This window comes from Bradyrhizobium sp. CCGUVB14 (assembly GCF_024199935.1).
Classification (GTDB): domain Bacteria; phylum Pseudomonadota; class Alphaproteobacteria; order Rhizobiales; family Xanthobacteraceae; genus Bradyrhizobium.
The window spans coordinates 6,841,640-6,854,669 of record NZ_JANADS010000001.1; the positions used below are offsets into that span (position 1 = coordinate 6,841,640).

9 protein-coding genes are annotated in these 13,030 nt (G+C 62.9%); 7 read left to right on the top strand and 2 right to left on the bottom strand.

The genetic code is table 11. The annotated features are described in order from the left end of the window. Window positions 1-81: 81 nt before the first annotated feature. From NLM32_RS32150 to NLM32_RS32170, 5 genes are all read left to right on the top strand, one after another. The gene (locus NLM32_RS32150; protein WP_148775315.1) at window positions 82-528 is read left to right on the top strand and encodes a hypothetical protein; all 447 of its coding nucleotides are present in this window, start codon (window positions 82-84) and stop codon (window positions 526-528) included. Then, window positions 525-1,646, top strand: a complete 1,122-nt coding sequence (locus NLM32_RS32155; protein WP_254132743.1) for a DegT/DnrJ/EryC1/StrS aminotransferase family protein — start codon at window positions 525-527, stop codon at window positions 1,644-1,646. The genes NLM32_RS32150 and NLM32_RS32155 overlap by 4 nt, the downstream gene beginning before the upstream one ends. After that, window positions 1,643-2,410 carry a class I SAM-dependent methyltransferase gene (locus NLM32_RS32160; RefSeq protein ID WP_254132744.1) on the top strand — a complete coding sequence of 256 codons (768 nt, stop codon included), beginning with the start codon at window positions 1,643-1,645 and terminating at the stop codon, window positions 2,408-2,410. Before NLM32_RS32155 ends, NLM32_RS32160 begins: the two co-directional genes overlap by 4 nt. Further along, window positions 2,407-3,618 (top strand): glycosyltransferase, encoded by a 1,212-nt coding sequence (locus tag NLM32_RS46155; RefSeq protein ID WP_254132745.1) that lies wholly within the window; start codon window positions 2,407-2,409, stop codon window positions 3,616-3,618. The genes NLM32_RS32160 and NLM32_RS46155 overlap by 4 nt, the downstream gene beginning before the upstream one ends. A 379-nt stretch (window positions 3,619-3,997) precedes the next feature. Continuing rightward, the gene (locus tag NLM32_RS32170) at window positions 3,998-5,293 is read left to right on the top strand and encodes a hypothetical protein (RefSeq protein WP_254132746.1); all 1,296 of its coding nucleotides are present in this window, start codon (window positions 3,998-4,000) and stop codon (window positions 5,291-5,293) included. 135 nt (window positions 5,294-5,428) lie between these two features. On the opposite strand, the gene NLM32_RS32175 is transcribed toward NLM32_RS32170, so the two are convergent. Further along, complete coding sequence (locus NLM32_RS32175) at window positions 5,429-6,886, bottom strand: hypothetical protein (protein ID WP_254132747.1); 1,458 nt, start codon at window positions 6,884-6,886, stop codon at window positions 5,429-5,431. 317 nt (window positions 6,887-7,203) lie between these two features. Here NLM32_RS32175 and rffA point away from each other — a divergent pair, with 317 nt between their 5' ends. Beyond that, window positions 7,204-8,346 (top strand): dTDP-4-amino-4,6-dideoxygalactose transaminase, encoded by a 1,143-nt coding sequence (rffA, locus tag NLM32_RS32180; RefSeq protein ID WP_254135467.1) that lies wholly within the window; start codon window positions 7,204-7,206, stop codon window positions 8,344-8,346. Between the two features lie 61 nt (window positions 8,347-8,407). Here rffA and NLM32_RS32185 read toward each other — a convergent pair whose 3' ends face one another. Further along, a complete protein-coding gene (locus tag NLM32_RS32185; RefSeq protein ID WP_254132748.1) occupies window positions 8,408-9,109 on the bottom strand; it encodes a hypothetical protein in 702 nt (233 codons plus the stop codon). Between the two features lie 315 nt (window positions 9,110-9,424). Between NLM32_RS32185 and NLM32_RS32190 the strand changes: the two genes are divergently transcribed. Further along, window positions 9,425-13,030, top strand: a complete 3,606-nt coding sequence (locus NLM32_RS32190) for an autotransporter domain-containing protein (RefSeq protein ID WP_254132749.1) — start codon at window positions 9,425-9,427, stop codon at window positions 13,028-13,030.

Sequence of the window (13,030 nt, forward strand, 5' to 3'; positions counted from 1 at the left end):
GACGGTCCCGGCCAAAATGGCCAAAGTGCTCCCGCGTGACGCTATGTCACTAAAATTACAGCGTTTTTTGTCGAGGCTCAGATGGAACACGTCGAACATGTTCGATTCGGCGACCAGCTCTATGCGATCATCGTGCGCGCCTCGTTCCGCGAGCCGGGTATCCACTTCTTTTCGTCGCCCGAGCTGTCGCAGCAGCTCGCCTATATGAGCCATCCGAAGGGCAAGAGCATCGAGCCGCATCGTCACAACAAGGTGACGCGGGAGGTGCACTACACCCAGGAAGTGCTCCTGATCCAGAAGGGCAAGCTCCAGGTCGACTTCTACACGGTCGAAGAGAACTATCTGGAAAGCCGCGTGCTCGGCGCCGGCGACATCATCCTGTTGTGCAGCGGCGCGCACGGCTTCCACGTGCTCGAGCCGGTCGAGATGTTCGAGATCAAGCAGGGCCCCTACTCCGGCGAGAACGACAAGACCCGCTTTGCCGAAGTCGCCCAGTCGGAAATCCGGATCAAGGGTCCAAATCCGTGACCTCGCCGTTCATTCCCGTCAACACGCCGCTGCTCGACGGCAACGAGGCCGAGTATCTTGCCGAATGCATCCGCACCGGCTGGATCTCTTCGGAAGGACCGTTCATCAAGCGCTTCGAGCAGGCGATGGCGGAAGCCGCCGGACGGCGCCACGGCGTCGCCGTGACCAACGGCTCGGTCGCGCTCGACATCGCCGTCCATGCGCTCGGCCTCGAGGAAGGCTCCGAAGTCATCCTCCCGACCTTCACGATCATCAGCTGTGCCGCGGCCGTCGTGCGCGCCGGCCTCGTCCCGGTCGGGGTCGACTGCGATGCCGCGACCTGGAACATGACGGTCGAGGGCGTGGAGGCCGCGATCACGCCGCGCACGCGCGCGATCATGCTGGTGCACATCTACGGCCTGCCGGTCGATCTCGAACCGATCATGGCGCTTGCGCGCAAGCATGATCTGAGGGTGATCGAGGACGCCGCCGAGATGCACGGGCAGACCTATCGTGGCGCGCCCTGCGGCAGCTTCGGCGACGTCTCGACCTTCAGCTTCTATCCCAACAAGCATGTCACCACCGGCGAAGGCGGCATGATCCTCACCGACGACGACACGCTCGCCGATCGCCTGCAGGGCTATCGCAATCTCTGCTTCCAGCCGCAGCAGCGTTTCGTCCACGAGGACCTCGGCTGGAACGCGCGCCTGACCAACCTCCAGGCCGCGCTCGGCGTCGCCCAGGTCGAGCGCCTGCCGCGCACGGTCGAGCTCAAGCGCCGGATCGGCCGGCTCTATGACGACCATCTCGGCAACGTCGCTCATATCCGCCGCCCGGTCGCCCGCACCAACTATGCCGACAACATCTACTGGGTCTACGGCGTCGTGCTGGACGACAGCGTGCCCTTCGACGCCAGGGAGGCGATGCGCCGCCTCGGCGAAAAGGGCATCGGCACGCGGCCGTTCTTCTGGTGCATGCACGAGCAGCCGGTGTTGCGCCGGATGGGCCTGATGCTCGATGAATCCCATCCGAACGCGGAATACATCGCCCGTCGCGGTTTTTACCTGCCGAGCGGGCTTGCCTTGACCGACGACGAGATCGCGCGCTCCGCACAGGCGCTCAAGGAGATTCTGGCGTGACGGTGTTCGCCGACTACGCGCCCTGGTATGACCTGCTTTATCAGGACAAGGATTACGCGGCCGAGACATCGTTCGTCGAAGCACGCCTGCGCGACCACGGCGTTTCCTCCGGACGGCTGCTCGATCTCGGCTGCGGCACCGGCCTGCACGCGCTGGCCTTTGCGCGCCAGGGCTGGAGCGTCGCCGGCATCGATCTCAGCCATGAGATGATCGCGAGCGCCAAGGCGCGCGCCGCGCAGGCCGGGCTCTCGATTCCGTTCCGGCAGGGCGATGTCTGCGAGACCGGCCCGGAACGCGACTACGATGCGGTGGTGTCGCTGTTCCACGTCGCCAGCTATCAGACCAGCCGCGATGCACTGGCGGCAATGTTCCGCACGGCACATGCCGCGCTGAAGCCAGGCGGCGTATTCTTCTTCGACTATTGGTATGGCGGCGCCGTGCTGGCACAAGGCGTCGAGACGCGGGTCAAGGTAATCGAGCAGAAGCCGCTGCGCCTGACCCGGATTGCGCAATCCGACCACGACGAACAGGCGGCGACGGTTACGGTGAACTACACGCTGTTCTGCGAGGACACGGACCGCGCCACGATCCGGCGCGTCGATGAAGCGCACCACATGCGTTACTGGTTTCCATTCGAGATCGAAACCGCACTCAGGCATTGCGGGTTCGAGCCGGCCGGCAGCCATGCCTGGCTGTCCGACGCTGCGCCGAACACGAACGACTGGGCCGCCTATTCCATCGCGAGAAAGGCCGCGCAGCCGTGAAGCGCTACCACATCGGGATTTTTATCGAGCTACCGCTCGACGTCGGCGGGGGCTTCCAGCAGTCGCTCACCGACGTCATGTGGATGCGCGACTGGGCCAAGACCGCCGATATCGACGTCACCGTGTTCACGACGCTGCACCAAAATGTCGCGGTCCTCGCCGATCTCGGCGTCAACAGCGTTCATCTGAAGCTTGGCTGGCTCGACCGCCTGTTCCTGTTCCTCAAATATTCGGGTGCGTTCGACCTGCTGCAATATACCGTGCGGGTCTGCGCGCCATTCGAGAAGAAGCTGATCAGGGCCGGCGTCGACACCGTCTATTTCACCACCACGTCGAATTGGAACCTGGTGCTCTACAGGCTTCCGTTCATCATCACGATCTTCGACGGCTGTTTCCGCGACAGCCCCGAATTCGACGAGGTGCGGGAATTCGCTCAGTTCGAGCGCCGCGACATCGTGTGGCGCAGCGCCGCCACCAAGGCCGCGGTGGTCGTCACCAATGCCGACGAGCTGATCGACATGCTGTGCCGGCGCTACGCCATGGAGCGCGACCACGCCGTTTGCATCCCGTTCTCGCCGTCGTTCTACGTGGCGCGAACAGTCGTGCCCGATCAGGCCGCGGACGCCTCGATCCTCAGGAAGCACGGCATAGAGCCCGGCTATCTGTTCTATCCGGCACAATTCTGGTCGCACAAGAACCACGCAACCGTCCTGCTTGCGATGCGCCTGCTCAGGGATCAGGGCGAGAGGCACCGGCTCGTGCTGTGCGGCTCCGATCGCGGCGCGCGCGCCGCGTTCGAGACGCTGGTGGCGCAGCACGGTCTAGGCGATTCCGTGCACATACTCGGCTTCGTTCCCTCCGCGGAGCTTGGCGCGCTCTATCGCGGCGCCAATGCGCTGGTGATGGCCACCTATTTCGGCCCCACCAATCTGCCTCCACTCGAGGCGTGGGCGGTTGACACGCCGGTGATCTATCCGGAAGCCTTCCAGGCGCAAGCCGGCGACGCAGCCATCCTGTTCGACTACGACGATCCGGCCTCGCTCGCGAAAGCCATCGTGAAGGTCGGCTCGGCCGAAGAGCGCAGCCGGCTCGCCATGGCAGGCAAGCAACGGCTCGCCTACGACGCAGAACGGATCGACGAAGGGCATCGGCAACTCGCCCGGCACGTGATGCGGCTGAGATATCGCCGTTACCCTCAGATCTACTGACGTTGGGGCAAGGCCGGAGAGCTCACAAAGAGCCGTTTATCTCGCGAGGCGATGATGAGTCCGACACGCCAGCCCGATTTCGAACACTCCGCGGGACACAGCGGACAGGTGATCGCGGCGATCACCGACGAGGGTGCTTACCAGCAGGACCAGCACGTTCAGAAGTAGCGGTTCGGTTCTACCTTGTTTCTGGGTCGCGGACATGCCATCAGTCGCGAAAGCGATGCATTACTATACAAACCAGCATTGCCAATTCATTGAAGGCCCTATCCCTCACCAACTCCGGCAAATCCAATGCCTCCATGCAACTTGCGAAGCGGGACTATCCTGCGAGGTCAGCCGTGTCGGGAACGCCGGTGCCCGGAAGGAGTTCTGCGGAATGTCTGAGCCGCAAAACCGGTCGCAGACCAGGATCGCAACGCTCGTCGGTTTACACATCATTCTCGTCTGCGTGTCCCTAGTCCAGGCCGCTACCTATACCTACCCGATCGGTTTCCTCCCAGAAACATTCCACCTTTTCTTCGATCCGTCACGTTGGTGGCCGGCGGCAATCTCCGTCGCGGCTTTTGGCACGGTTTCCATTCTGTTCGTGCTGAAAGACTTCACATTCGGATACTTTGTCGGCTTCTACATCTACACGATGGTCGTCGGATATCTCTGGCTAAACAACTTCACGGACCTAACCTACAATTACGGGCTCGCTGGATGGTCCGCGGCGACGTCCGCAATCGCCTTTCTACTGCCTGCTCTGCTGGTGTCGTCGCCGATCCGGCAGATTTATACCATGCCAGTGCAGTCCTTCGAACGCTTCCTGGACGTGATCTTGCTCCTGGGCGTTGCCGCGATTGCCATAGGCGCGTTCTACAGTTTTCATCTCGTCCCCCTTAGCGAGATTTATCAGTATCGCGCGAAGTTCAACAATCCGCGAGTGGTCAACTATCTGATTACGATCATCTCAAATGCGATGCTGCCGTTCGCCTTCGCCTGCTTCGTCACGAAGAAGGCGTATTGGCGCGCAATCGCCACACTGTTCCTGTTGATCCTCTTCTATCCAATCACACTCACCAAGAGCTCGTTGTTTGCGCCGTTCTGGCTTGTTGCGCTGCTGGCGCTGTCAAGGCTCTTCGAAGTCAGGGTGGTCGCGATCCTGTCGCTGCTGGCGCCGGCCCTCGCGGGCATTGTCCTCTTGTTCGTCTTCCGGGAAAAAGGGGCATTCTATTTTACGACCGTCAATTTCCGGATGCTGGCAATCCCCTCCTTGGCGATGTCCGTCTACAACGACTTCTTCTTCGATCACTCGTTGACGTACTTCTGTCAAATCTCAATTCTAAAGCCGATCTTTCAGTGCCCCTATCAAGATCAGTTGTCGGTCGTTATGGAGCACAGTTATGGCCTTGGCGCCTACAACGCCTCGCTGCTCGCGACCGAGGGCATTGCGTCTGTCGGCGTCTTGCTCGCCCCCGTTTCGGTGTTTGTCTGCGGCCTCGTCGTCGCCCTCGCCAATCGGTTGTCGGCAGGGCTCCCAGCCGAATTCATTCTGCTTTCCGGCGGGGTCCTACCCTTTGTGTTTCTCAACGTACCGCTGACAACCATTTTGCTCACGCATGGGGCTGCGGTGTTGTTCCTGTTGTGGTATGTCAGCCCTCGAAACTTCTTCGAGAAGACCGCTGCGTGATCCGCCGCAAGCGGATGTCGACCGTCAATGTCTGGCGAGACATCCAACTGCGTACGTTGGATTCCTTGATCAAACCGACGTCAATACTTCTGCACTATTCCCAAATGCGGGGTCCACTTTCGACTGAAATCAGCACTATCGTGGGACTGCCGCAATCAAGCCGTTGCGAACACGCTTGATCGCCAGTGGACTTGCGAGCAGGCCGATGACGATCAGCCAAAGCGCACATTCTGCGACGAGGTGTATCGCACCGGTCCCGGGTACCAGCCGTCGAATGACCGCGCCCACCACCCAACCGCCCCCTACGACCGTAAGCCAGATCGCAGCGAGAAATGCAACGTGGCTGGACGGATGCCGCAGAGTCCGGCGGATGATCACAGATGCCATGAATCCAGACTGAATGAGAAGATCACTCGCAACAATGGCAATGGCTGCACCCAGCGGACCCATCGGGGGAATCAAGAGGACCGAGAGCACGACAAACAGAGCCAACTGAATTCCCTTGGTCCGCACCAGCAAATCTCCTTGATTGCTGCAGTTCGCATAGCCGAGTGCCAAGATTGAAGGCGCCGCGGCACTGGAGCCGAGGAGCAGAGTGATCGTCAAGAATGGATCGTACGGAATAGTTCCATGCGTCCAAAGCGCCAAAAAGTCCGGCCAGAATGGCAACAGCGCCGATACGGTCAGGCTTGCCAGCAGCGTGACGAACGCCGACCCTCGCGCATAAAGATCGCGAAGTCGCTCCCTGGCTCCAATGGCGTGATCATGGCCGAGTTCGGCAGAGAGCGGCAGCGTCGCTTGCAGACAGAGCACACGCACCAGCCCCGCAATGACGCGGGTAAGCGCCCACTGTACGATGGCCACCCGTCCGGAAACGAACACGCTGACCAACAGCACGGGCGCATTCAGTAGCGCCATGTCGGCAGCGCCCGCAAAGCCGAACGGAAATCCAAGCCTGATCTGGCCAAAACACCAGCGCAGCGAGGGTGACACGCGGCGGCCTCGCAGGTGGGGAAATAGACGCGGCCCGTCGAAAGCAACGAGATAGATCGCGACGAACACTTGAACTGAAGCGTAGGCGACGGCGACTGCGAGCAGGCTGCCCGTGGCGATCACCGCCAACAATTGCATAAGCTGCGCGAAGAACATGGCGGCGCTCTGAAGCCAGATGGCACGAGCATAAGTGCCTCGCGTCCGGTAGAGCGCCGACGTCAGATTGGACGGCAGCACGATGAGGGTGCCCACCGCAATCACGACGAAGGCGGCATTGAAATGCACCGTCGCAGTGAATCCCAGCACGCGTGACGGCGGCAAGAGCCAAGCGGCGATGAGCAGCAGAGCCGCGAGCATGGTTACGAGCGAGAAATAGACCCGCATCATGGAAGCATAGAATTGGCCCGTGCGGCCGTCGCAATCCACACTCGCTTTGAACGCGAGGAAACGGTTAATCGCACGAATCTGCAGACCACCGTCGGCGATGAGGACAAGGCTGCCCGCGGCGTAGATTGCAAGCCAAGCGGCGAGGACATCGCTGGTCCAGAAATGCAGGAAGACCGGAATGAGCAGCACCTGCTGCGAAACTCCCAGAGCCATTTGGACCAGGCTCGCGGACCACCCCTCAAACAGGCGGCGGGCTCGGGCTCCTGTGGGAGAACTCGCTCCCGTCCCCTCCCTGCCGTGCGCAATAGTCGGTGGTTCGATCAACGTCGGGACCTTCTTCGCAAGTCAGCCGCCTACCAGCCCGGCTCAATGATGTCGATGGGAAACGCTGCGAATCAGCACATTTAGGAATTACCTCAGTGCCGACGTCGAAAGGACTGGCCAGTTGATTCCGGTCGAAAGAACGGCCATGTTGGCCGAAATCGAACCAATGGCCGAAGATCCGCTGCGCCGCCGGAAATACCTTAATGATGACATCCGATTTTATTCCCTTCAACCGACCTTACCCGACCGGAAAGGAGCACGGCTATATCCAAGAGGCCTTGGAGTCACTTCATATCTCCGGCGATGGACGCTTCAGCAAACGCTGTCACGAATGGATCGAGCAGCGCACCGGCTGCGCGAAGGCATTGCTGACGCACTCCTGCACCTCGGCCCTCGACCTTGCCGCAATGCTGCTCGACCTCAAGAGCGGCGACGAGGTGATCATGCCCTCGTTCACCTTTGTCTCGACCGCGAACGCGTTCGTGCTGCGCGGCGCGGTCCCAGTGTTCGTTGACATCCGCGAAGACACACTTAACCTCGACGAACGGCAGATCGAGGCAGCGATCACCCCGCGCACGCGCGCGATTGCCCCGGTGCATTATGCCGGCGTCGGCTGCGAGATGGACGCGATCGTCGCGATCGCCCAGCGTCACAATCTGCGGATCGTCGAGGACGCCGCGCAGGGGGTCGAGGCGAGCTACAAGGGCTCGGCGCTTGGCGCCATCGGCGATTTCGGCAGCTTCAGCTTCCACGAGACCAAGAACATCATCTCGGGCGAAGGCGGCTGCCTGCTCGTGAACGCCCCTGAGCACGCACTGCGCGCCGAAATCATGCGCGAGAAGGGCACCGATCGCAGCCGGTTCTTCCGCCGCGAGGTTGACAAATACACCTGGCAGGACATCGGCTCCTCCTTTCTGCCGAGCGATATCACCGCGGCCTTCCTCTGGGCCCAACTTGAGGAGGCCGAGCGCATCACCCGCGAGCGGCTGACGATCTGGAACAGGTATCACGACATGCTGTCGCCGATGGAGCAGCGCGGCCTTCTGCGCCGCCCTATCGTGCCCCACCATTGCCGCCACAATGGACATCTCTACTACGTGCTGCTGCCACCGGAGATCGATCGCTCCATGGTGCTGGGAAAGCTCAGAGACGCGAACATCTCTGCGGTCTTCCATTACGTCCCGCTGCATTCCTCACCCGCGGGGCAGCGGTTCGGACGGAAGCACGGCGATCTGGCAATGACAACCGAACTCTCGGAACGTCTGATCCGGCTGCCGATGTGGATGGGTTTGCAGGAGGTCCAGCAGGACCGGATCTGCGACACGCTCGGGACGATCCTCGGACGGTAGAGCGCTTTCCGGCCAAGCGGACACCGACTGGCGTCGAGAAGCGCGTCAAAACGAAAATCTGCTAGAGCCCGTCCGGTTCGCCATTCTTGGGTTTCGAGTGCGGCACGAACGGCGCAAACGACGTGCCGCCCGGGGTCGGCATCGTCAGTTGGCCATTGCTATCCGCGGAAGCGGCCGCCATCCCAGGCGCGCTTACAGGAACGGATGTGCCTTCCGGCCGCTGAAGCGCCAGCACCTCGCTGCGATCGCCCTGCTTGAATGTCACCTCGCGCGGCTGGACCGAGGCCAGCGACCAGCCGTCCAGCGTTTCGCCCTGCCGCAGCCGAACGATCTTCTGATCCGTGCGGTTGACGAGGATCGCGATCGCATCACCCTCGCCCACCACGGCCCCGACCAGCATCAGCGGTGGCGGCGCCTCGACCGGCTTCGGAGGCGGCGGCACGTGCACCTCGTCCGCCGGTGCCGCGGCGACCGCGCGCGGCGGCGGCCGGCGCGAGGCCGAAAAGATCGGGCGCTCCTGCGTCCCGGTCAGCGCCTTCAGCGGCACCGACCAGAGCGGATTGCCGCGAGGCGCAGGCTTGCTCGCGGCCGGCGCGGGCCGGGCAATCGGTCTGACCGCACCGACATCGACGCTCTCGGCGGGACTGCTGACGGCATCGTCAGGCAGGATGTCCATGCGCGACGAAGTGGCCGCCAGGCTACCGGTGATGCCGAGGGCCGCACAAAATACAGCCAATCCGACCGATCTCAGCCACCCGGACATCGAACTCCCCAGCGATCGGCCAGCGCGCGGCAAGCCAGATGCACCAAACTAGTTCTGATAGGCCCCACGATCAACCCGTCGCCGTCCCCTTAGACCCAGCTGAAGCCGCTGCAACTTCCGGCATGTTGCGACGCATGAAATTGTTGCCCAATGGCCACGATCGCTGGAAATACAAGCGAAACGACCGGGAACCCTATGCAAATCAATGGTCATTCATTGCGGCCGGTTGCAACGCCATGAGATCATGGCGCCGGGGGCATGCTGTTACATCTTGCTCGATTGCATTGATTTATCTTGACGATTTGCGAAGGGCCGATGGCAGGATCAATCATAGCGCGCGCGAGGACCGATAAGCGGCTGCGCGCCGTCGTCCGGCACTCGCTGGCGGCTCTGCTCGCGACCACGGCGCCTGGCCTCGTCGCCGCCCATGCCGGGGACGGCACTTGGGTTGGTGGTACGTCCACTGACTGGACCGACGGCACGAACTGGACCTCGACGCCAACCGTGCCGGACGGCACTGCCACCTTCACCGACACGGGCTTGAGCGCGGTCGACAGCAACGGCCTCGTCAACATCGGCGCCGTAGTGTTTACGGCTGCGCCGAATGCGCAGGCCTATACCATCAACACCAACGACATCTTCGTGGTCAATGGCGTCGGCATCTCTAACAATTCGACCAACCCGCAGACGTTTAACGTCGGCGCCAGCATGGTGTTCACGAACTCAAGCAGCGCTAGCGGCGGCAGCAATTTCGTGACGTACAACGTCAGCGGCGGCGCGATGAGCTTCAACGACACCTCGACCGCAGGCACGGCACACATCACCAATGCCGGCGACATCGAATTCAACAACAGCAGCGCTGCCGGCACCGCGACGATCGTCAACAGCGCGGTGATCAATTTCAACGACACGACCTCGGCAGGCGGATCGAGCATCACGAACAACGCGACCGGCTTTGTTACCTTCAACACCTCGTCCACCGCCGGCACCGCGACGATCTCCAACAGCGGCTTTCTCATTTTCAGCAACTCCGCCACCGCGGCCGGCTCCACGATCACGACCAACAATAACGGCACCACGAACTTCACGGGCACGTCGACCGGCGGCAACGCCCGCTTCATCACCAATGCCGGCGGCACCGTCGACATCTCCGGCCTGACCAACGGCGGCATGACGTCCGGATCGATCGAAGGTGCAGGCAATTACGTGCTCGGCGCCAACACGCTCACCACCGGCAGCCTCAACACCTCGACCCAGGTCGACGGCGTGATCTCCGGCACCGGCGGCGGCCTGATCAAGGTCGGCACCGGCACGCTGACGCTGACCAACTTCAACTCCTACACCGGCGCAACGACGATCTCGGCCGGAACGCTGGCGCTGTCGGGCTCCGGCAGCATCTCGTTCTCCAGCGTCGTTACGGTGAATGCGACCTTCGATATCTCGGCAATTACCCCGTCAGCCACCGCTATCACGACGCTCGCCGGCAGCTCGAGCGGTGTCGTCAACATGGGCACCAAGGGGCTGTTCATCACCAACGGCTCAACCGAGTTCGCGGGCGTGATTCAGGGCAGCGGCGGCTTTGAGGTCGGCGGCGGAACCCAGACACTTTCGAGCGTGAACACCTACACCAATGTCACGCAGATCGATGCCGGCGCGACGTTGGCGCTGAAGGGCAGCGGCTCGATCGCGAATTCGCTCTACGTCGCGTTCGCGGGCGCGGGCGCAACGCTCGATATCTCACAGACCACGTCCGGCGCATCGGTTACGCAGCTGTTCTCGTTCGGCGCCACCGGCGTCGTCGCGCTCGGATCGAAGACGCTGACGATTACGTCCAACAGCGGCACGGCCTTCGGCGGCGTGGTCCAGGACGGTGGTATCGGTGGCGGCACCGGCGGCAATCTGTTGATCGCGACCGGGGGACTGCAGCAGCTCTACGGCACCAACACCTATACCGGCACCACCACGATCGCGAGCGGCGGCGAGCTCGACCTGGTCAATCTCGCCGGCAGCGACGGCAGCATCGCGACCTCGAGCAATGTCATTGCCAACGGCATCTTCGACATCACGGGCCTGAGCACCGGCACCGCGATCAAATCGCTGTCGGGTTCGGGCAATGTCAATCTCGGCGCCAACACACTGACCATCACCAGCGGCAACGGCAGCTTCGCCGGCGTCATCGGCGATGGCGGCGCAGGCGGCGGTCTGACCATGGCTGGCGGCACGGAAACCCTGACCGGCGCCAACACCTATACCGGCGCCACCACCGTGAACGGCGGCACGCTGGTCGTGAATGGCTCGATCACGAGCGCGTCGACCGTCAATGCCGGGGGCACGCTCGCCGGCACCGGCACCGTCGGCAATGTCGCGGTGACCGGCGGCACGCTGGCACCGGGCAACACCGGCGCGGTCGGAACGCTTTCGATCAACGGATCGCTGAGCTTCACCGCGGCCTCGACCTATATGGTGCAGGTCTCCTCCAGCACCGCCAGCCTCGCCAACGTCACGGGCGCAGCCACGCTCGGCGGCGCGACGGTGAGCGCGATCTTCGGCTCCGGCACCGTCAAGAAGCAGTACACGATCCTGACCGCGGCCGGTGGTCTCGGCGGCTCGACCTTCAATTCGGCCGTCGTCTCCAACATGCCGTCGATCAACGCGACGCTGAGCTACGACGCCAACAACGTGTTCCTCAATATCGGCGTCAACTTCACGCCGATCGGCGGCGGCCTCACCGTCAACCAGCAGAATGTCGCCAACACGCTGACCAATTTCTTCAATTCGACCGGCGGCATTCCCGCCGCCTTCGCCGCGCTAACGCCTGCGGGGCTGACCACCGCCTCGGGCGAGCTCGGCACCGGCATCATCCAGTCCGCGATCAACGCCGACGGCCAGTTCCTCAACCTGATGCTCGATCCGACCGTCGTCGGACGCTCGAGCGGCTTCACCAAGGCCGGCAGCGTCGCGCAATTCGCCGACAGCGATGACGCGGCCGCCTATGCGTCGATGCGTCCGGCCACCGCGCGCGAGCGCGAGGCCTATGCCATGGCGACCAAGGCGCCGCTGCTGTCGTCGCAGCCGATCAATCGCTGGAGCGTCTGGGCGGCCGGTTATGGCGGCTCGGCGCAGGTCGGCGGCAATGCCGCGGTCGGCTCGCAGGACCTCACTGCGCGGGTCTGGGGCGGCGCGGCCGGTGCCGACTACCGGATTTCGCTGGACACGCTCGTCGGCTTCTCGCTCGGCGGCGGCGGGCTGAACTACTCGCTTGCCAACGCGATGGGCGCGGGCTCCGCCGACCTGTTCCAGGCCGGCGTCTACGGCCGGCACAATTTCGGTCCGGCCTATATCGCCGCCGCGCTGGCCTATGGCTGGCACGACGTCACCACCAACCGCACCGTGGCGCTCGCGGGTGCCGACCAGCTCCAGGGCCGGTTCAGGGCCGACACCTTCTCGGCCCGCTTCGAGGGCGGCTACCGCTTCACGACGCCGCTGATCGGCATCACGCCCTATGCGGCGGCGCAGGTGACGAATTTCAACCTGCCCAGCTATTCCGAAGTCAGCCTCAATGGCGGCGGCCTGTTCGCGCTGAACTATGCCGCGCAGTCGCTGAACGATACCCGCTCCGAGCTCGGCCTGCGCACCGACAAATCCTACGCGATGCAGAACGGCGTGCTGACCCTGCGCGGCCGCGCCGCCTGGGCACACGACTACAATCCGAGCCGCGCCGTTACCGCGCTGTTCCAGACCCTGCCCGGCGCGAGCTTCGTCGTGAACGGCGCCAGGGTCGACGCCGATTCCGCCCTCGTCAGCGCCAGCGCGGAAATGAAATGGCTGAACGGCTTCTCGCTGGCCGGCACCTTCGACGGCGAATTCTCCGGCAACGTCACCAGCTATTCCGGCAAGGGCGTGTTCAAATACAGCTGGTGA

Coding starts and splice junctions, on each gene's coding strand:
- rffA (WP_254135467.1), top strand. CDS start 7,204: ATGACATCCGATTTTATTCCCTTCAACCGACCTTACCCGACCGGAAAG.
- NLM32_RS32185 (WP_254132748.1), bottom strand. CDS start 9,109: ATGTCCGGGTGGCTGAGATCGGTCGGATTGGCTGTATTTTGTGCGGCC.
- NLM32_RS32150 (WP_148775315.1), top strand. CDS start 82: ATGGAACACGTCGAACATGTTCGATTCGGCGACCAGCTCTATGCGATC.
- NLM32_RS32175 (WP_254132747.1), bottom strand. CDS start 6,886: ATGGCTCTGGGAGTTTCGCAGCAGGTGCTGCTCATTCCGGTCTTCCTG.
- NLM32_RS32190 (WP_254132749.1), top strand. CDS start 9,425: ATGGCAGGATCAATCATAGCGCGCGCGAGGACCGATAAGCGGCTGCGC.
- NLM32_RS32170 (WP_254132746.1), top strand. CDS start 3,998: ATGTCTGAGCCGCAAAACCGGTCGCAGACCAGGATCGCAACGCTCGTC.